Source organism: Pseudonocardia sp. TRM90224, assembly GCF_021245725.1.
GTDB lineage: Bacteria > Actinomycetota > Actinomycetes > Mycobacteriales > Pseudonocardiaceae > Pseudonocardia.
On the sequence record NZ_JAJGSX010000016.1, the window covers coordinates 94,884 to 112,271 of the forward strand.

Genomic DNA, 17,388 nt, shown 5'->3' on the forward strand with positions numbered 1-17,388 from the left:
CGTCATGCGGCTGACCGTCCTCGGATGCTCCGGTAGCGGCCCCGGACCGACCTCCCCGGCCTCCGGCTACCTCGTCGAAGCCGGCGACGCCCACCTCGTCATGGACCTCGGCAACGGGACGTTCGGCGCGATGCAACGCCACCTCGACCCGTGGCAGCTCGACGGGATCCTGTTCTCCCACCTGCACCCCGACCACTGCGCCGACTTCTCCGCGCTCACCGTCCACCGGCGCTACCACCCGTTCCCCCCGCACGACCCCAAAGAACACCGGCTGCCCGTGCACGCACCGGCAGAAGCACCACAACGCTTCGCCAACGCCTACGCAGCCTCCGCAGCCGAACTCGCCGAAACCGACCTCGACGACGTCTACGACTTCCGGCCACTGACCGACGGCGCCACCGCCGAACTCGCCGGCACCACGATCCACACCCGCCGCGTCGACCACCTCTGCGAGGCGTACGGCCTCCGCATCGAGCACAACGGCCGCAGCATCGTCTACAGCGGCGACACCGGCGCCTGCCCCGCCCTCATCGAGCTCGCCACCGGCGCCGACACCCTCCTCTGCGAAGCCACCTGGCCCCACACCACCCAGTTCTACGACGAACCACCCCCCGGCGTGCACCTCTCCGGCCGCCAAGCCGGTGAACACGCCACCGCCGCCGGCGTCGGCAAGCTCCTGCTCACCCACGTCGCAGCCTGGTGGAACCCCGACGACATCCTCGCCGAGGCCAAGGCCGCGTTCGACGGCCCCGTCGAGCTCGTCCGCCCCGACCAGGCATACGACGTCTGACCCGAAACCAGGGCCTGCATAAACTCCTCGACGTGACACGAGCAGATGGCAGATCCGACGACGAGCTCCGCCCCGTGACGATCACGAGGGGATTCCAGAAGCACCCCGCCGGGTCCGTGCTCGTCGCCTTCGGCGACACCAAGGTGCTGTGCGCCGCCAGCGTCACCGAAGGCGTCCCACGCTGGCGCAAGGGCTCCGGCCTCGGCTGGCTCACCGCCGAGTACGCGATGCTGCCCTCAGCCACCAACACCCGCAACGACCGCGAATCCGTCAAAGGCAGGGTCGGCGGCCGCACCCACGAGATCAGCCGCCTCATCGGCCGATCACTGCGCGCCTGCATCGACCTGAAAGCACTCGGCGAGAACACCATCGCCCTCGACTGCGACGTCCTCCAAGCCGACGGCGGCACCCGCACCGCCGCCATCACCGGCGCCTACGTCGCACTCGCCGACGCCATCACCTACCTCGGCGCCCGCAACCTCCTCGCCGACCCCAAACCGCTCTCCTGCCAGGTCGCCGCAGTCAGCGTCGGCGTCGTCGACGGCCGCGTCCGCCTCGACCTCCCCTACGAAGAGGACTCCCGCGCCGAGGTCGACACCAACGTCGTCGCCACCGACACAGGCACCCTCATCGAGGTACAAGGCACCGGCGAAGGCGCCACCTTCTCCCGCCGCACCCTCGACACCATGCTCGACATCGCACTCGCCGGCATCGAACGCCTCACCAAGATCCAGGCAGAAGCACTCGCCGAACCCCGCCCGGGCGCCGACACGTGACCAGCATTCCCCGCGTCCTGCTCGCCACCCGCAACAGCGGCAAGCTCGTCGAACTCAAGCGCATGGTCGCCGGCTCCGCCATCGACGGCCTCCAGATCGTCGGCCTCACCGACGTCCCCGCGTTCCCCGAGGCACCCGAGACCGGCGCAACCTTCGCCGAGAACGCCCTCGCCAAAGCCCGCGACGCCGCAGACGCCACCGGCCTGCCCTCCGTCGCCGACGACTCCGGCCTCGCCGTCGACGCCCTCAACGGCATGCCCGGCGTCCTCTCCGCCCGCTGGTCCGGCCGCCACGGCGACGACCTCGCCAACCTCGAACTCCTCCTGGCCCAGCTCGGCGACACCCCCGACGACCGCCGCGGCGCAGCCTTCGTCTGCGCAGCCGCGCTCGTCGTCCCCGGCGGCGCCGAAACCGTCGTCCACGGCGAATGGCCCGGCCGCATCATCCGCGCCTCCCGCGGCACCAACGGCTTCGGCTACGACCCCATCTTCGTCCCCGAAGGCGAGGACCGGACCTCCGCCGAACTCGACCCCGACGAGAAGGACGCCGCCTCCCACCGCGGCCGCGCCATGCGCGCCCTTCTGCCCCACCTGCGCGCGCTGGTCGGCTAGCCGTCGACAACGACGTTCTGGTTGTTTGTGAGCGCTAACATCAGCCAAAACGTCGTTGTCAACGTGCACCGGGCGAGGGCTACGGTCGTGCGGTGATCGAAGACCTTGACCCCGATGGGCTTGCTGTGCGCCGGGAGGTGCTCGGGGCCGAGCACGTCGACAGGGCGCTCGCCGACGCCGACGACGTCACCGCCGACTTCCAGGAGATGATCACCCGCTACGCGTGGGGGCACATCTGGACCCGGCCAGGGCTCGACCGGCGCATGCGCAGCGCCATCACCATCACCGCCCTCGTCGCCCACGGCCACTACGCCGAGCTGGAACTGCACCTGCGCGCCGCGCTGCGCAACGGCCTCACCCGCGCCGAGATCGTCGAGGTGCTCCTGCAATCGGCCATCTACTGCGGCGTGCCCGCCGCCAACTCCGCCTTCGCCGTGGCGAAGCGCGTGCTTGCCGAAGAGTGAGAGATGTCTGCCGGGTGAGCGGCAGATGACACCCACCACCGCAAGTCACACCCGAGAACCTGGATCGGTACCGTCGAAGGCGTGAACTGGGGGCGGATCGCGGTCGGCGCCGTGGTGGCAGCGGCCATCGCGGCAACCGTCGGCGTCGTCGTCTGGTCCGGCGAGACCCCCGACATCCGCGCATCCGTGCAGGCCGCCGGCCTGTGGGCGCCGCTCCTGTTCGTCGTGCTCCAGGCCGTCGTCAACATCACCCCGCTCCCGCGCACGGTGTTCACCGTCGCCGCGGGCGTGCTCTTCGGCTCCGTCGCCGGGTTCGTGCTCACCGTCGTCGCGACGACCCTCGCGGCCTGCCTCGCGTTCTGGTTGGTCAGGTACATGGGCGGCGCGTTCGTCGAGCGCCACTCCCACCGCGCCGGACTGGCCTGGCTGCGCGCCCGCCTCGACCGCAGCGGCCTGCTCGCCGTGCTCTCGATCCGGCTCGTGCCGATGGTCCCCTTCGCGGTCTTGAACTACGCGGCCGGCCTTTCCGGCGTGCGATTCCTGCCCTACCTGATCGCGACCGTGCTCGGCGTGCTGCCGGGCACGATCGCGATCGTGGTGCTGGGGGATGCCGTGATCGGCGGCGACCCACCGTTTGCGCTGGTCATCGTGTCGGTGGTGTCGGCAGTCGTGGGGCTCGTCGGGGCGATCATCGCGGCGCGCAAACCCGCACTCGTCGGGGCTCCGGAGGAGCCGGCCGTCGCACCGTGAGGACGGTGCGACGGCTCCGCATCTGCGTGCCGGCGACGGGAGTTGAACCCGCACTGGCGGCTTTCTAAGAGCCGGGCCTCTGCCATTTGGGCTACGCCGACTTGCCTTTGTTCTTTCCACACCAGGTGTCCGTGAGGGCGTGGCAGTTCGGACACAGGATACGGAGGTTCTCCAGGCGGTTGTCAGTGTGGTCGCCGTTGATGTGGTCGAGCTGGAGGGGGAGGGGCTTGCCCTGCCACTCCTTCTGTCCGCAGTGCTCGCAATGGTCGGGCTTGAGGCCGGCGGCGATGAGCCGCTGGCGCAACCGACTTGATGCCACGATCGAGCCCTCGACGAGAAGATCGGCAAGCTCGGTCTTGGGGGCGCGGGGTCGCTGGAGTCCGTTGGACCAGCCCTGGCCCTTGAGGTGTGAGGTGTCGAGGCCGAGCCGGCGGATGTGGCCGACGAGGAAGCGATGGGTGCCGCCGCTCGGCGCGTAGCCGAGCGCGCGAAGGACGCCGCTGTACGACCTGGAGGTCCGCACGGCTTCTGCCAGATCCTCGTCTCGCCAACGCATGCGCGGCCGGGGGGAGCTCTCGCTCACGGTCGGAAGGTGTGAGGCGTCGAGGCCGAGCCGTTCGATATGCCCTCTCATGAGGTCGTACTTGCCGGGCCGGAGCCCTAAGCGCTTGTGCACTTCGCTCAACGACTTGCTGGCGGCAACTGCCGCGATGAACTGCTCGTCCGTCCACTTGCGAGGTCTTGGCATGCTCGGGACAGTATCGAACAGGCATTCGATTACCGTCTTCCGGGGGTCGGGTTCGGGCGCTCAGTGCGCCTGCTCGTGGCTCTCCTCCAGCGAAAGCCCACGTCGGCGGCCCTCGATGATCGAGCGGAAGCGCGGGCACTGCAGGGGGTCGTCAGATGGGCACTTCAGGCCGTGTTCGAGCGCTGTGCGCGCCACGTCGATGCGGTGGCGTTGCTCGTCCAGCTCGGCCAGCTTGCGGTCGATGACGGCCTGCCGCGTGCGCTTGAGCTCGCCGGCGAGCAGGGTGCCGATCTCGGCGAGCGAGAAGCCGACCTCGCGGAAGAAGAGGATCGTGTCGACCTCGGTGACGGCGGCGGGCGCGTAGCGGCGGCGGCCGGACGCCCGGGCCGCCGGGCGCACCAGGCCGAGTTCGTCGTAGTAGCGCAGCGCGGTGGTGGCGACGCCGGTCCGTTCGGCCAGCTCGCCGATCGACAGGAGGTTCGTCGTGTCCGCAGGCATTGACTTCGAGCGTACTGGAGGTTGTCTGATTGCCGGCATGGCGATCAAGCAGCGGATCCTGCGGCGGACGGTGCGGCAGTTCCACGAGCCGTCCGGGCCGGCGGGCCACGTCGTGGGGTGGGTCATGAGCACGCGCTCGTCGAACGTGCAGCGGAGTCGCTGGGCGGTGGGCCTGTTGGACGTGCGGCCGTCGGAGCGGGTCGTCGAGTTCGGTTGCGGGCCCGGTGTTGCGCTCGCCGCGCTGGCCCGGCGGGCGGATCAGGGGCTGGTCGTCGGGGTCGACCACTCGGCGGTGATGATCCGCCAGGCCGGTCGGCGGAACCGGGCGGCGGTCCGGGCGGGGCGCGTTCGGCTCGTGCACGCGTCGGTCGACGGCATGCGCGTGCCGGGTGGGCCGTTCGACGCGGCGCTGGCGGTGAACACGGTCGGGATGTGGCCGGAGCCCGCGGTGCGGTTGCGGGAGATCGGTGGGCTGCTGCGGCCCGGTGGCCGGATCGCGTTGGTGTCGCAGCCGCGGTGTCCCGGTGCCACCGCGGCGATGTCGGCGGCGGCCGCCGAGGAGCTGGCGGCGCTGCTCGAAGAGGCCGGGCTCGGGGCTCAGCGGGTCGAGATGCTCGATCTCGACCCTCCGGTGGCGTGCGTGTTGGCGGTCAGACCTTGAGGTCCTTGCGCAGCTTGGCGACGTGACCGGTGGCGCGGACGTTGTACTGCGCCTCTTCGATCTTGCCGTCGGCGTCGACGACGAAGGTGGAGCGGATCACGCCGGTGACCTTCTTGCCGTACATGGTCTTCTCGCCGAAGGCGCCCCATGCGGTGAGGACCTCTTTGTCGACGTCGGAGAGCAGCGGGAAGGTGAGGCCTTCGGCGTCGCGGAACTTGGCCAGCTTGGCCGGCTTGTCGGGGGAGATGCCGACGACGTCGAGGCCGGCGCCGTCGAGGTCGGCGAGGTTGTCGCGGAAGTCGCAGGCCTGCTTCGTGCAGCCGGGGGTGCTGGCGGCGGGGTAGAAGTAGACGATGACGCGGCGGCCGCGGTAGTCGGCGAGCGAGACGGGCTTGCCGTCGGCGTCGGGGAGGGTGAAGTCGGGGGCGGGGTCGCCGGCGGCGAGGCGGGTGCTCATGCACCTGATACTGGCAGGGGCACCGGTGTGATCTACGGTGTCCCCCGGTATCCCGACTTGTCAGGAGGCGTCGTGGCGCGCGACCCGGACACCATTCAGCGTGAGATCGAGCGGGCGCGGGATGCGCTCGCGGAGAGCCTCGATGCGCTCGGCGATCGGGCCAACCCGAAGCGCTTCGTGGATGCGGGGAAGGAGAGCGTGCAGTCGAAGCTCTCCGACCCGAAGATCAAGTATGGGTTGATCGCGATCGGTGCGTTGATCGCGTTTGCGCTGGTCCGCCGGCTGTTCCGCTGACCGAGCGCTAGCTAGCCGCCGAGCTTCGCCGCCGTCGCGAGGACGGTCGCGCGGTCGGCGCCGTCCGCGACGAGCGGGCGGTAGCGTGCGATGAGCCGTGCGGCGCCGAACCCGCCGACGGCGACGAGCCGGTCGTTCGCGAAGTAGGCGGCGACGGTGCCGCGGATCTGGCCGCCCTTGAGGCCTTCGCCGTGGAGGGGGAGGATCTCGCCTTCGCCGAGTTCGGCTCGCCCGATCAGCTGAATCTTGAGGCCGAACTGGTCGGACCAGAAGTAGGGCACGGTGGTCTGCGGCGGGGCGGCGTCGAGGATGTCGCGTGCGACGACGACGGCCTGGTCGCCGGCGTTGGTCCAGTGCTCGCAGCGGTGGGGTCCGCCGGTGTGCGGGTCTTCCCACAGTGCGACGTCGCCGAGTGCCCAGACGCCGTCGAGGCCCTGTACGCGGCCGCTGGGGCTGCAGATGAGGCCTCTGGTGACGTCGAGGCCGGTGCCGTCGAGCCAGTCGAGGCGGGGGGTGCCGCCGATGCCGACGACGCCTGCATCGGCTTCGACGGTGGTGCCGTCGGCGAGCTCGACGGCGACGCGCTCGCCGGCGTCGAGGAAGCGGGTGATGGTGACGCCGGTGCGGAGCTTGGGTCCGGATTCGCTGAGGAGGCGCGCGGCGAGCGTGCCGAGCTCGGTGCCGAGCGCGCGGGCGGCGGGGACCTGCATGGCTTCGAGGACGGTGATGTCGGGGATGCCGAGCGTGACGGCGGCGCTGGCGACCTCGGCGCCGATGAAGCCGCCGCCGACGATGAGCAGTGAGCGGGAGCGGCGCAGGCGTTCGCGCAGGGCGAGCGAGTCGTCGAGGGTGCGCAGGGTGTGGACGTGCGGTGGCTGGCCGGGGAGGGTGCGGGCTTCCATGCCGGTGGCGATGACGATGGCGTCGGCGTGCAGGGAGGCGCCGTCGGAGAGGGCGATCTCGCCGGGTGCGATGCCGACGGCGCGCAGGCCGAGGTGGGCGCGGACGCCGAGGTCGTCGAGCGCGTCGAGGGTGGAAAGGACGATCCGGTCGGGTTCCCAGTCGCCGGTGAGGACCTGCTTGGACAGCGGTGGCCGGTCGTAGGGGGCGTGCGGCTCGTCGCCGACGAGGCTGATGCGGCCCTGGTAGCCGGCGGAGCGCAGGTGTTCGGCGGTGCGCAGCCCGCCCAGGCCGGCTCCGACGATCAGCACGTGCTCTGGCTGGCCCGTCATGGCGATCCTCCTTCGCGCCGCCGCCCCGCTCGTCGGCGTGCCCTCATACTCGCTGCTCGTCAGCCGACGCGGGTTTCGGGGTCGAGTCGGCTGCGGAGCCGGTCGAGTGTCTGTGCCAGCAGCCGCGAGACGTGCATCTGGGAGATGCCCACCTGGTCGGCGATCTGGGTTTGGGTCATGTTCCCGAAGAAACGCAGCATGACGATGGTTCGTTCACGTTCGGCGAGTTCGGCGAGGACGGGCCGCAAAGCCTGGCGGAAGTCGACCCGGTCGAGTTCGGCGTCGGCGGCTCCGACGAGCTCTCCGACGGTGGCGCTGCCTTGTTCGGAGGAGAGCATCTCGTCGAGTGAGGAGCTGCGGTAGGCCTCGGAGGCTTCGAGGCCTTCGAGGACGTCGGCGACGGGGACGTCGAGGTGTTCGGCGATCTCGCTGGGTTTGGGGGCCCGGCCGAGGTGTTGGGAGAGGTGGGAGACGGCGCCGTTGATGGAGACGTGCAGGTCCTTGAGGCGGCGGGGGACGCGCATGGACCAGCCGAGGTCGCGGAAGTGGCGCCGGACCTCTCCGCTGATGGTGGGCACGGCGAAGGAGAAGAAGTCGCTGCCGCGTTCGGGTGAGAAGCGGTCGACGGCGTTGATCAGGCCGACGGTGGCCACCTGGACGAGGTCGTCGAGTGGTTCGCCGCGGTTGGAGAAGCGGCGGGCGATGTGCTGGGCGATGGGGAGGAACCCGGTCACCAGCTCGTCGCGGAGGGGTTCGCGCTCGGGGGCGTCCGGTGCGAGCTGGGAGTAGCGCTCCAGCAGGGGGAGCAGGTGGCCGTACTCCGTCTCTGCACTCGTCACTTGGGTAGGTCGCCGGCGTGCTTGTCCAGCCGGATGCCGACGATGGGGCCGTTGCCCCCGCTGCCGGGTGTGCTGTGTGCTTCGACGTCGTCGGCGAGGGTCTGCAGGACCCGCCAGCCGAAGGTGTCGGTGGAGACGGCCGCGTCGGCTCGGTGTGCTTGCACTTCGGCGTGCACTTCGATGCGTTCGGGGCGGACGAGGAAGGTGCAGCGCAGCGTGGAGGTCGGGGCCGCGACGTCGACGAGGGTTGCGCAGGCTTCGTCGACGGCCATGCGCAGGTCGGAGATGGCGTCGAGGTCGAAGTCGGCGCGGGCGGCGAGGTCGGAGGCGACGGCGCGAATGGTGGGGATCAACGCGGCGGTGGCCGTTGTCCGCACCTCAACGGTGGACACCCCGTCGGACGGCTCGGCGGATGAGCGGGAGTCCGGGTCGTGCACGCTTCCGGGTCTCCTTTCCGAGGTTCGTGGATCTTGCCTGGCTGGGACGTTGTCGTGAGTAGTATCCCGTGGTCATCTTGCTACCCGCGCGCAGCGCCCATCAATCCTGTCGGGTGTGGTTGTTGCGCTCGCGCGACCTTACCGTCGCGCTGTGGCGGGGCCCGGCTACGGAGACGTACCGAACATGCCGTCCGGCTCGTTCGACGACCGTTCGGCGCCGTCCATGGTGGACGTGCGCCGCGGCGTTGCTACCGGTCGGTAGATCGTCCGCTCACGGACGGGCGGAGCCCGCTCGGCGTTCTGACCGGCGGTAACGGGATCAGTTGCCCCCAGCTAACGGTTGACTTTGTGTAGAAGCGATCGCCGTGGGGTGGGGCCCCGTGGCGCGAGGGGGACGTGGGAATGGTGGCGGTTCCGGAGAGTCGCATCTCCGCGCCGGAGGCGATGCCGAGAGGCGGTCGCCGTGTTGTGTCTGCGCATCGGCGTCGGGCGGTGGCCATCGCGGTGAGCGCGATGGAGCTGCTGCGCCCGGAGTCCGATCTCGCCCGCATCGTCGAGACGTTCGAGCACGTCGACCTGCTCGTTGCCGCGGAGGACGCGCCGGCGGGCGCGCCGGGTCGGATCGGTCTGATCGGTGGAGACGGCAACCACCACGTCGGCGCTGGTCCGGGCTTCGACGAGTCGGTCTTCGACGATGATGACGATGACGACGTCGACGAGGTCCGGGCGGGGATCGAGCGCATCGGGATCGACGGGCTGAACGTCCATCGGTTGGGCCTGCGGTCGCCGGTCGGTGCGGCGGCCGAGAGCGACCTCGTCGCCGCGCTCAGCGAGCTCGTCGGTTTCGACCCCGAGCCGGGGGTGTACTTCGTCGCGCCCGCTCCGACGATGTCGGACCAGGGGCGGGTCGTGGTCAACCGGGCGGCGCAGCGGATCGCGCAGGTGTACGGGCTGCCGTTGCTGCGCTACCGCTGCCTGGAGCTGTCGGTCGTCTGCGACAAGCGCTAAAAGTCCTCCCGTACGGCAGAGCCCACCCGGTCGCCTCAGCTCGCGATCGCGACCCCGCGGCGTTCGAGGATCACGCGGCGCTCGGACTCGGCGAGGCCGCCCCATACTCCGAACGGTTCCCGGGTCTGCAGGGCGAACTCGCGGCACATGTCCATGACGGGGCAGCGCCCGCAGATCTCTTTTGCTTGTGCTGTGCGGCGCGCCCGCGACGGGTTGCGCTCGCCATCAGGGTGGAAGAAGACCGCACTGTCCATCCCGCGGCAGGCCCCGAGGCGCTGCCACTGCCACGCGTGATCCATGGGGCCGGGGAGCCGGGACACGTCGCTCATCGTCACCTCTGTTCGTTCGTGCCCGGCGAACCGGGCGATCGAGGTGCTGGTTCCCTGGTGGTTGCGCCGCCAAACTCCGACACGCAGCTCAATTCCGGGGAGCGGTTCGCGTCGCGCTCCCCGGTGGGGGTTCGGCGGCGCCGCGATGGCGGCCCGCGCCGGTATCCGGCCTGCTCAGAGGTCCTGAGCGGGCCGGTGGTCCCGCGACCCGACTGCCGTGCGCCCACTCGCAGGTGTGACGCACACCACACGGCCTCAGGTCGCTTCGAGTGCCTTGTCGAATGTGTCGTGGATGTCGAAAAGCGGGATCAGCCCGGCGATCGTGAGCGGCCTGAGAACCCGACGGGCGGTGCAGGCGATCCGCAGCTCCACGCCGGCGGCGTGGGTGGCTTCCCGCAGTTCGATGAGAACCGCGAGCCCGCTCGTGCCGAGGAACGTCACCTTGTCGAGCCCGAGCACCACGACGTCGGTGCCGGACGCGGCGAGCTGTTCCAGCACGACCGCCCGCAGCTGCGGGGAGGTCAGCATGTCGACCTCGCCACCGACCTCGACGATGACCTTGCCGGCGCCGGCCGGGCGCACGGACACGAAGATCTGCTCGTCGGCCACGGCGTCCTGCCGGATGGATGACAGAACGGGCTCGACGATGCCTGTGGGTTCCCGAATCTCGGACATCGAGGGCAACCGTAGGGCCAGTCGACGCACCCTGCCACTTCAAGCAGGGGTGCTGTCGCTGAGCCGGTGTGCCCCGTCGGACGTGCGGACGGTACGCCCGGTGCGTTCCAGCAGCTCCAGCAGCGGAACGGCCACTCGACGCGTGGTGCCGAGCGCTTGGCGTGCGGCGCTCACCGTGAACTCGGGACCGAGCCGCGCGAGCACCTCCAACGCCCGTTCGTCGGCGTCAGGCAGCAGCACGACGCCGTCGGCGACGCGGAGCAGCTCACCCGCCTTGACCAGCGACGCGAGCTCCCGGTGGCCGAGGCCGAGCTGGGCCAGCCGGGCGGTGTCGGGTGCGGCGAACGGGGCGGCGCACAGGTCGTCGCGCAGCCGGCCGAGCTTCTCCCGCAGCGCGGCCGGGAGGCCGGTCGCGGTGCCAGTGACGACGCGACCGTCGCGGACGGTCAGCCGGTCGCTCGCGGCGACGACGACGTCGACGAGCCGGGCGTCGGGGAGCTGGACGGCGCGCCGCGCCGCTTCCAGCGGGAGCCCGGGGTCGAGCGGGTCGGCCTTGTCGTGGTCGGCGACGGCGGTGGCGAGGCGTCCCGCGAGTGCGGCGGCGTGTGCTGGCTCGACGAGCCACCCTCCCGGCGACGAGCCGTTCAGCTGAGCGGCCGGGACGCCCATCGCGGCCAGCTCCGTGCGGCGGGCGATGCCTCGCCTGCGCAGCTCGTCGGCGGCCGACGGGACGCCGTCCATGGTGCCGAGCTCGGCCGCCCGCGCGGCCGCGGCGCCCCGGCGGCGCAGCGGTGGCGGCCGGACGTCCAGAACCGTCAGGCCGGCCACGACCTGCCGGCGGCCGGGGTCGCGCAGGACGGCCCGGTCGCCGATGCGCAGGGGAAGCTTGCGGTTGAGGCGCAGCCGCACGGTGTCGGCGCCGAGCGGCCGCACGGCAGCGGTGACGGCGGCGGCGCCGATGTGGAACGTGAGCTGGGCCGGCAGCTCGTGGACGCTCGCCAGCCGGGCGTCGAGGAGGTCGGTGGTCAGCCACGCGCCGGGGGTGAGCAGCGCGTCGCCGCGGCTCACGGCGTCGAGGGGCACGCCCCGCAGGTTCAGTGCGAGCCTGCTGACGCCGTGCGCCTTCTGCACGGGTGCGCCGAGGCTCTGCAGCGAGCGGATCCCGACCGTCGTGCTGCCGCCCGCCGTCACCAGCTCCAGCTCGTCGGCGGTGGTGATGCGCCCGGCGGGGAGCGTGCCGGTGACGACGGTGCCGGCGCCGCGGATCGTGAAGGCGCGGTCGATCCACAACCGCACGTCGGCCGACCGGTCGGGCGCGGGCAGCGCCGCGGTGAGCGCGTCGAGCGCAGCGCGCAGCTCGTCCATCCCGGCGCCGGTCGCCGCGGAGACGCACACGTCGGGGATGTCGGCGAGCGGGGTCCCGGCGAGGTGGTCGCGGGCGTCCTCGAGCGCGATGGAGGGGTCCATCAGGTCGCTCCGGGTGATCACCAGCAAGCCGGCGTCGACGCCGAGCGCGGCCAGCGCGTCGAGGTGCTCGGCGGACTGCGGCATCCAGCCCTCGTCGGCTGCGACGACGAGCAGCACCGCCGGCACCGGCCCGACCCCCGCGAGCATCGTCGTGACGAACCGCTCGTGCCCGGGGACGTCGACGAACGCGACCGTGCGGCCCGAGGCGAGGGTGGTCCACGCGAACCCGAGGTCGATCGTCATGCCGCGGCGGCGTTCCTCGGCCCACCGGTCGGGCTCCATCCCCGTCAGCGCGCGGACCAGCGTCGACTTGCCATGGTCGACGTGGCCCGCGGTGGCGACGACATGCATCGGCTACCCGCAGGCCAGCACGGCGGACGTGAGCGGCTGGTCGTTGTCGGGGCCGACGGCGCGCAGGTCGAGCAGGCAGCGGCCGTCCTCGACGCGCCCGAGCACAGCGGGCTCGCCGGCCCGCAGCGCGGCGGCGTAGCGCTCGGGGAGCGCGACCGCGGCGCTGGGCAGCACCACGCCGGGTGCTCCGCCGCCACCGACCGTCGAGCCGGTGTCGGCGACCAGCGCATCGACACCGGCGCCGCGCAGCGCGGCGACGATCTGCTCCGCCCGTTTGCGGAGGTCGACGACGTCGGTGTCGAGCGCGCGGCGCACGGGCGTGACCGGGCCGCGGACGGTGGCCTCGACGGCGGCCAGCGTGAGCTTGTCGACCCGCATCGCCCTGGCGAGCGGGTGGCGCCGGATCCGGGCCACCAGCTCCGCGCCCTCACCGGCCGCGCCCAGCAGCAGCCCGGCCTGCGGGCCGCCGAGCAGCTTGTCGCCGGAGGCGGTGACGATCGTGGCGCCGCGGGCGAGCGAGGTCGAAGCGTCGGGCTCGTCGGGCAGCAGCGGGTGCGGGGTGAGCAGGCCGGAACCGATGTCGGCGACCACCGGGACGCCCAGCCCGGTAAGTTCTTCCAGCTCGACGCTGCGGGTGAAGCCGCTGACCACGAAGTTCGACGGGTGCACCTTCAGCACGAAGGCGGTCTGCTCGCCGACGGCTGCGGCGTAGTCGGCCGGGCTGGTGCGGTTGGTCGTGCCGACCTCCCGCAGCCGCGCCCCCGTCGAGGTGAGCAGGTCGGGGATGCGGAAGCCGTCTCCGATCTCCACCAGCTCGCCCCGCGAGACGACGATCTCCCGGCGCTCGCCGCCCGCCAGCGCGACGGCGACGAGCGCGAGCGCGGCAGCGCCGTTGTTGACCAGGTGCGCCTCGGCAGCGCCCGGGACGGCGGCGAGCAGTGCGGCGACCGCCGCCGCGCCCCGGCGGCCGCGGCCGCCGGTCGTGAGGTCCAGCTCGACGTCGCAGGTGCCGGCGGCGCGATCGACGGCGGCCCGGGCGGCCGCGGAGAGCGGAGCCCTGCCGAGGTTCGTGTGCAGCAGCACGCCGGTGGCGTTGATGACCGGCCGCAGATCGGTTGCGGCGCTCGGGAGGGCGTCGATCGCGGCGGCGACGATGTCGTCGGCGGCCATCGGCAGCTCGCCGCGCCTGGCCTGCTCCTGCGCGGCGGTGATGGCGGCCTTCACCCGCTCCCGGCCCAGCCGTTGCACGGCCTCGAGCACGGGTGGGGCGGCGAGCAGGACGTCGGTGCGTGGCACGAGCCGCCGTGGGTCGTTCACCCCTGAACGATACGTCGCTACGTCATCAGCGGGGCGGTCCAGCCTGCTGGCGCAAGCCGAGCCACCCCGCTGACAACGATCACCGCGGGAGCGGTTGGTCGGTGCTCAGGAGGTCGACGACGAGGTGGTCGCCGTGGACGTGCTCGACGACGTGTCGGTCGTCGGGGCGGTGCGGCGGCGGTTGCTGCTGCTCTCGACGGGGTTCGAGTCGAGCTCGTTGCCGAGGAGCTTGTGCAGGCGGCCCATCTCGTTGCGCACGCCGTCGTGCAGGCCGTTGATGCGGCGCAGGTCCTGCTCGGCGGCCTCGCGGCGGCGGCGGATCTCCTGCTCGCTGCGGTTGCGGACCTCCTCCGCGCGGTTCTGCGCCTCGTTCAGGAGCCCCTCGGCCGAACGCTGCGCGTCTTCGGTGATGCGCTTGGCGTCGTCGCGCGCGGCGGTCATGGTCGCGGCGGCCTGCTGCTCGCGCTCCTGGATGGCGACGTTGCGCTGGGCCGCCTCCTGGTCGAGCTCGGCGGACCGCGCGATGAGGGTCTGCTCGACCTCGTGGCGGTGCCGCTCGGCGTCGGCGCGGGCCTGCTCGACGAGCGCGGTGGCCTCGTTGGCCGCGCGGCTGCGCACGTCGGCCGCCTCGTGCTCGGCGAGCCGCAGGATCTTCTCGGCGCGGAAGCCGAAGCTCTCCTGCGAGATCTGCGGCTCCGGCTGGTTCGACTGCTGCTGAGTGCGGGCGGCCCGCAGCTCGCCCTCGGTCGCGCGCGCGTGCTGCTCGGCGGCCTGGCGGGCGGCCTCGGCGTTCGCGAGGCGTTCCCGCAGCTCACGCAGCTGGCCGTCGACCTGGTCGCGGTCGTAACCGCGCCGCACTACGTCGAAGGAGGAGCCGGCTGGGGCCGGAACTCCCCCGTTGGATTGGACGGTTTGCTGCCCCGGCGAGATCGTCACGGTCAGTAGTGTGATCCATCGAACGCGTGCGTATCCATCCGGGGGCGGTAGACGGGGTGATCCGTGCGGTGAGCGCTCGGCGTGTCGACTGGCTTTTGCGCCTACCATGATCGGGTGTCCTCTCGTCGCTTGACGGAGTTCAGTCACGGCGCGGGCTGTGGCTGCAAGCTCGCCCCCGGTCTGCTCGCCGACGTGATGCGCACGCTCGTCCCGCCTCCGCATGCCGAGTTGCTGGTCGGCACGGAGACCGGCGACGACGCGGCGGTCTGGCGGCTCGACGCCGAGCGGGCGCTGGTGGCGACGACCGACTTCTTCACCCCGGTCGTCGACGACCCGCGCACATGGGGGCGGATCGCGGCGCAGAACGCCGCATCGGACGTCTACGCGATGGGCGGCCGGCCGCTCTTCGCGCTGAACCTGGTGGCGTGGCCGTCGTCGGACCTGCCGATGTCGATGCTCGCCGAGGTGCTCGCGGGCGGCGCGGAGATCGGGGCGTCCGGCGGGTTCGCCGTGGTCGGTGGGCACAGCATCGACGACCCGGAGCCGAAGTACGGGCTGGCGGTGGTCGGCGAGGTGCACCCGGACCGCGTGCTCACCAACACCGGGCTGCGCGACGGCGACGCGCTCGTGCTCACGAAGGCGCTCGGGGTGGGCGTGGCGACGACCGCGATCAAGGCCGGATCCGCCTCCACCGAGCTGCAGGACGCCGCGGTGGCCTCGATGATCACCAGCAACGCCGCGGCCGCGCGGGCCGCGCTCGACGCCGGCGCGACCGGCTGCACCGACGTCACCGGGTTCGGACTGCTCGGCCACCTCTCGCAGATGGCGGCGGCCTCCGGCGTCGACGCGGAGATCGACGTCGCGGCCGTGCCGTTCCTGCCAGGAGTCCGCGAGCTCGCCGCCGGCGGCTGCGTCCCGGGCGGGTCTCGCCGCAACCGCGACTGGGTGGCGGAGCACGTCGACGGCACCGCCGTGGACGAGCTGGACGTCCTGCTGCTCGCCGACGCGCAGACGTCGGGCGGGCTGCTGTTCGGCGCGGCACCGGACCGGGCCGCGGCGGCGGTCGCCGAGCTCGGGGCGCCGGCTGCGGTGATCGGGCGTGTGCGGGCCGGGGCCGGCCGCATCACGATCCGGCGGGGGTAGGCCCGGGCCAACCTGGGTGCCCTTCCGGCGGAGCCGGCGGTCTCAGGCCGGGGTGTCGCTCGCCTCGAGCGCCGCTTCCTGCGCCTGCGCGACGAGGTCGACGTCCAGCTCCACGACGACATCGTCGGTCTGGCCGGTGACGTCGCGCGTCCCGCGTTCGGCGACGGCGATGCCGATCAGCGCGAGCATGGCGGCGCGGTGGCGGTCGACGTACTCGTCGGCGGTCTCGTCGGAGGAGCCGCCGTCCGCCCCGTCGTCGCTGTCGTCGCGCTCCCAGGCGTCGACGGCGAGCTGCGCCAGGTGCGGTGGGAGCCGGACCATGACGGTCGGGATGTCGACGTCCGCAAGCGCCTCGCCGACCTCCGCCAGCGCCGCCGCCTCCGCCCGGTAGTGGCTCCGGCGTTCGCTCTCGTCCACGCCGCCACGCTACTGCAGGAGGGAAGTGGTTACCGTCCTGATGTGGCTGATGTGTCCGGACCCGTTGACCGCTCGTGCAACCGCACCCGCGACTGGGTGAGCGAGGCCATCCGCCTCGTCGAGGCCGACGCGAACCGCTCGGCCGATACCCACCTGCACCCGTTCCCGCTGCCGCCGGAATGGGGGGTCGACGTCTACCTGAAGGACGAGTCGGTGCACCCGACCGGCAGCCTCAAGCACCGGCTCGCGCGCTCGCTGTTCCTGTACGCACTGGCGAACGGCTGGATCGTCGAGGGCACCACCGTCGTCGAGGCCAGTTCCGGCTCGACGGCGATCTCGGAGGCGTACTTCGCGCGGCTGATCGGGGTCCCGTTCATCACGGTCGTGCCGCGCAAGACGAGCCCGGAGAAGATCGCGCTGATCGAGCGGTACGGCGGGCAGTGCCACTTCGTCGACCACGGTGCGGCGATCTACGCCGAGGCGCAGCGCCTCGCGGAGGAGACCCGCGGGCACTACATGGACCAGTTCACCTATGCCGAGCGCGCGACGGACTGGCGCGGCAACAACAACATCGCCGAGTCGATCTTCCAGCAGCTCGAGCTGGAGCGGTACCCCGTCCCGGAGTGGGTGGTGATGGGTGCCGGCACCGGGGGGACGTCCGCGACGATCGGCCGGTACGTGCGCTACCGGCGGCACTGCACGCGGCTCGCCGTGGTCGACCCGGAGAACTCCGCGTTCTTCCCCGGGTGGGTCACCGGCGCGTCCGACTACGGCACCGGGATGCCGTCGCGGATCGAGGGGATCGGGCGGCCGCGGATGGAGCCGAGCTTCGTGCCGTCGGTGATCGACCTGATGATCCCGGTACCCGACGCCGCGAGCGTCGCGGCGGCGCGGCACCTGCACGACGTCACGGGGCGCTGGGCCGGTGGGTCGACGGGCACGAACATGTGGGGCGTGTGGCAGCTGGTCGCCCGGATGCGCGCGGAAGGGGTGCGGGGCAGCATCGTCACGCTCATCTGCGACGGCGGCGAGCGGTACCGGCACAGCTACTACGACGACGCCTGGGTCGAGGCGCAGGGCATGCAGCTCGGGCCGTACCGGAAGACCATCGAGTCCTTTCTCGACGGTAGCGAGTGGATTCCGCCCGATCTCGGCTGAGTGGATCGTCGATGGTCATCTCCCGTTCAC

The 17,388-nt window shown here is 72.0% G+C and carries 22 protein-coding genes and 1 tRNA gene; 10 read left to right on the forward strand and 13 right to left on the reverse strand.

Translation table 11 applies throughout. From position 1 onward, the window contains the following. The first annotated feature begins 4 nt into the window (after positions 1 to 4). The 5 genes from LL648_RS22750 (at position 5) to LL648_RS22770 (ending at position 3,391) form a co-directional block, all read left to right on the forward strand. Positions 5 to 790, forward strand: coding sequence for an MBL fold metallo-hydrolase (locus LL648_RS22750; protein ID WP_232664704.1), 786 nt, complete (start codon positions 5 to 7; stop codon positions 788 to 790). A 32-nt stretch (positions 791 to 822) separates the two neighbouring features. Then, entirely contained in the window at positions 823 to 1,566 is a 744-nt protein-coding gene (gene rph, locus LL648_RS22755) for a ribonuclease PH (RefSeq protein WP_232664705.1), read from the forward strand. Positions 1,567 to 1,571: 5 nt separating this feature from the next. Then, complete coding sequence (gene rdgB, locus LL648_RS22760) at positions 1,572 to 2,177, forward strand: RdgB/HAM1 family non-canonical purine NTP pyrophosphatase (protein ID WP_232664794.1); 606 nt, start codon at positions 1,572 to 1,574, stop codon at positions 2,175 to 2,177. 92 nt (positions 2,178 to 2,269) lie between these two features. After that, on the forward strand, positions 2,270 to 2,641 hold the full coding sequence (pcaC, locus tag LL648_RS22765) for a 4-carboxymuconolactone decarboxylase (RefSeq protein WP_232664706.1): 372 nt from the start codon (positions 2,270 to 2,272) through the stop codon (positions 2,639 to 2,641). A gap of 81 nt (positions 2,642 to 2,722) precedes the next feature. Continuing rightward, positions 2,723 to 3,391 carry a TVP38/TMEM64 family protein gene (locus LL648_RS22770; protein ID WP_232664707.1) on the forward strand — a complete coding sequence of 223 codons (669 nt, stop codon included), beginning with the start codon at positions 2,723 to 2,725 and terminating at the stop codon, positions 3,389 to 3,391. A gap of 27 nt (positions 3,392 to 3,418) precedes the next feature. On the opposite strand, the gene LL648_RS22775 is transcribed toward LL648_RS22770, so the two are convergent. The 3 genes from LL648_RS22775 to LL648_RS22785 form a co-directional block, all read right to left on the reverse strand. Further along, positions 3,419 to 3,492, reverse strand: a tRNA-Leu gene (locus tag LL648_RS22775). Continuing rightward, positions 3,483 to 4,139, reverse strand: a complete 657-nt coding sequence (locus LL648_RS22780) for an HNH endonuclease signature motif containing protein (RefSeq protein WP_232664708.1) — start codon at positions 4,137 to 4,139, stop codon at positions 3,483 to 3,485. The genes LL648_RS22775 and LL648_RS22780 overlap by 10 nt, the downstream gene beginning before the upstream one ends. A gap of 60 nt (positions 4,140 to 4,199) precedes the next feature. Then, positions 4,200 to 4,637 carry a MerR family transcriptional regulator gene (locus LL648_RS22785; RefSeq protein WP_232664709.1) on the reverse strand — a complete coding sequence of 146 codons (438 nt, stop codon included), beginning with the start codon at positions 4,635 to 4,637 and terminating at the stop codon, positions 4,200 to 4,202. Positions 4,638 to 4,674: 37 nt separating this feature from the next. Between LL648_RS22785 and LL648_RS22790 the strand changes: the two genes are divergently transcribed. Further along, positions 4,675 to 5,298 carry a class I SAM-dependent methyltransferase gene (locus tag LL648_RS22790; protein ID WP_232664710.1) on the forward strand — a complete coding sequence of 208 codons (624 nt, stop codon included), beginning with the start codon at positions 4,675 to 4,677 and terminating at the stop codon, positions 5,296 to 5,298. Here the strand turns inward: LL648_RS22790 and bcp are convergent. After that, a complete protein-coding gene (bcp, locus tag LL648_RS22795) occupies positions 5,288 to 5,755 on the reverse strand; it encodes a thioredoxin-dependent thiol peroxidase (RefSeq protein WP_232664711.1) in 468 nt (155 codons plus the stop codon). The genes LL648_RS22790 and bcp overlap by 11 nt on opposite strands. A gap of 72 nt (positions 5,756 to 5,827) precedes the next feature. On the opposite strand from bcp, the gene LL648_RS22800 reads away from it, so the two are divergent. Continuing rightward, positions 5,828 to 6,049 carry a DUF3618 domain-containing protein gene (locus LL648_RS22800; RefSeq protein ID WP_232664712.1) on the forward strand — a complete coding sequence of 74 codons (222 nt, stop codon included), beginning with the start codon at positions 5,828 to 5,830 and terminating at the stop codon, positions 6,047 to 6,049. Positions 6,050 to 6,060: 11 nt separating this feature from the next. On the opposite strand, the gene LL648_RS22805 is transcribed toward LL648_RS22800, so the two are convergent. From LL648_RS22805 to LL648_RS22815, 3 genes are read right to left on the reverse strand one after another with little or no spacing between them, the layout of a single operon-like run. Next, positions 6,061 to 7,281 (reverse strand): NAD(P)/FAD-dependent oxidoreductase, encoded by a 1,221-nt coding sequence (locus tag LL648_RS22805; RefSeq protein ID WP_232664713.1) that lies wholly within the window; start codon positions 7,279 to 7,281, stop codon positions 6,061 to 6,063. 59 nt (positions 7,282 to 7,340) lie between these two features. Beyond that, positions 7,341 to 8,120 carry a SigB/SigF/SigG family RNA polymerase sigma factor gene (locus LL648_RS22810; RefSeq protein WP_232664714.1) on the reverse strand — a complete coding sequence of 260 codons (780 nt, stop codon included), beginning with the start codon at positions 8,118 to 8,120 and terminating at the stop codon, positions 7,341 to 7,343. After that, positions 8,117 to 8,557, reverse strand: a complete 441-nt coding sequence (locus tag LL648_RS22815) for an ATP-binding protein (RefSeq protein WP_232664715.1) — start codon at positions 8,555 to 8,557, stop codon at positions 8,117 to 8,119. The genes LL648_RS22810 and LL648_RS22815 overlap by 4 nt, the downstream gene beginning before the upstream one ends. Positions 8,558 to 9,049: 492 nt before the next feature. On the opposite strand from LL648_RS22815, the gene LL648_RS22820 reads away from it, so the two are divergent. After that, positions 9,050 to 9,565 (forward strand): hypothetical protein, encoded by a 516-nt coding sequence (locus LL648_RS22820; RefSeq protein WP_232664716.1) that lies wholly within the window; start codon positions 9,050 to 9,052, stop codon positions 9,563 to 9,565. Positions 9,566 to 9,600: 35 nt separating this feature from the next. On the opposite strand, the gene LL648_RS22825 is transcribed toward LL648_RS22820, so the two are convergent. The 5 genes from LL648_RS22825 to LL648_RS22845 all read right to left on the reverse strand — a co-directional run bounded on the left by LL648_RS22825 (position 9,601) and on the right by LL648_RS22845 (position 14,640). After that, a complete protein-coding gene (locus LL648_RS22825) occupies positions 9,601 to 9,894 on the reverse strand; it encodes a WhiB family transcriptional regulator (protein ID WP_232664717.1) in 294 nt (97 codons plus the stop codon). A gap of 255 nt (positions 9,895 to 10,149) precedes the next feature. Further along, positions 10,150 to 10,569, reverse strand: a complete 420-nt coding sequence (locus LL648_RS22830) for an anti-sigma factor antagonist (protein ID WP_232664718.1) — start codon at positions 10,567 to 10,569, stop codon at positions 10,150 to 10,152. A 39-nt stretch (positions 10,570 to 10,608) separates the two neighbouring features. Next, positions 10,609 to 12,387: a selenocysteine-specific translation elongation factor gene (gene selB / locus LL648_RS22835; RefSeq protein WP_232664719.1), complete on the reverse strand. Its 1,779-nt coding sequence runs from the start codon at positions 12,385 to 12,387 to the stop codon at positions 10,609 to 10,611. Between the two features lie 3 nt (positions 12,388 to 12,390). Then, the gene (selA, locus tag LL648_RS22840) at positions 12,391 to 13,704 is read right to left on the reverse strand and encodes an L-seryl-tRNA(Sec) selenium transferase (protein WP_232664720.1); all 1,314 of its coding nucleotides are present in this window, start codon (positions 13,702 to 13,704) and stop codon (positions 12,391 to 12,393) included. 105 nt (positions 13,705 to 13,809) lie between these two features. After that, the gene (locus LL648_RS22845; protein WP_232664721.1) at positions 13,810 to 14,640 is read right to left on the reverse strand and encodes a hypothetical protein; all 831 of its coding nucleotides are present in this window, start codon (positions 14,638 to 14,640) and stop codon (positions 13,810 to 13,812) included. Between the two features lie 114 nt (positions 14,641 to 14,754). Here LL648_RS22845 and selD point away from each other — a divergent pair, with 114 nt between their 5' ends. Continuing rightward, positions 14,755 to 15,783, forward strand: coding sequence for a selenide, water dikinase SelD (selD, locus tag LL648_RS22850; protein WP_232664722.1), 1,029 nt, complete (start codon positions 14,755 to 14,757; stop codon positions 15,781 to 15,783). A gap of 42 nt (positions 15,784 to 15,825) precedes the next feature. On the opposite strand, the gene LL648_RS22855 is transcribed toward selD, so the two are convergent. After that, positions 15,826 to 16,200 (reverse strand): hypothetical protein, encoded by a 375-nt coding sequence (locus tag LL648_RS22855; protein ID WP_232664723.1) that lies wholly within the window; start codon positions 16,198 to 16,200, stop codon positions 15,826 to 15,828. Positions 16,201 to 16,251: 51 nt separating this feature from the next. Between LL648_RS22855 and LL648_RS22860 the strand changes: the two genes are divergently transcribed. After that, a complete protein-coding gene (locus LL648_RS22860) occupies positions 16,252 to 17,358 on the forward strand; it encodes a PLP-dependent cysteine synthase family protein (RefSeq protein WP_232664724.1) in 1,107 nt (368 codons plus the stop codon). Positions 17,359 to 17,388 lie beyond the last annotated feature (30 nt).

Bases quoted from the DNA above. Each gene is read 5' to 3' on its own strand.
- LL648_RS22750 (WP_232664704.1), top strand. From the start codon at position 5: ATGCGGCTGACCGTCCTCGGATGCTCCGGTAGCGGCCCCGGACCGACC.
- LL648_RS22780 (WP_232664708.1), bottom strand. From the start codon at position 4,139: ATGCCAAGACCTCGCAAGTGGACGGACGAGCAGTTCATCGCGGCAGTT.
- LL648_RS22785 (WP_232664709.1), bottom strand. From the start codon at position 4,637: ATGCCTGCGGACACGACGAACCTCCTGTCGATCGGCGAGCTGGCCGAA.
- LL648_RS22790 (WP_232664710.1), top strand. From the start codon at position 4,675: ATGGCGATCAAGCAGCGGATCCTGCGGCGGACGGTGCGGCAGTTCCAC.
- bcp (WP_232664711.1), bottom strand. From the start codon at position 5,755: ATGAGCACCCGCCTCGCCGCCGGCGACCCCGCCCCCGACTTCACCCTC.
- LL648_RS22805 (WP_232664713.1), bottom strand. From the start codon at position 7,281: ATGACGGGCCAGCCAGAGCACGTGCTGATCGTCGGAGCCGGCCTGGGC.
- LL648_RS22825 (WP_232664717.1), bottom strand. From the start codon at position 9,894: ATGAGCGACGTGTCCCGGCTCCCCGGCCCCATGGATCACGCGTGGCAG.
- LL648_RS22830 (WP_232664718.1), bottom strand. From the start codon at position 10,569: ATGTCCGAGATTCGGGAACCCACAGGCATCGTCGAGCCCGTTCTGTCA.
- selB (WP_232664719.1), bottom strand. From the start codon at position 12,387: ATGCATGTCGTCGCCACCGCGGGCCACGTCGACCATGGCAAGTCGACG.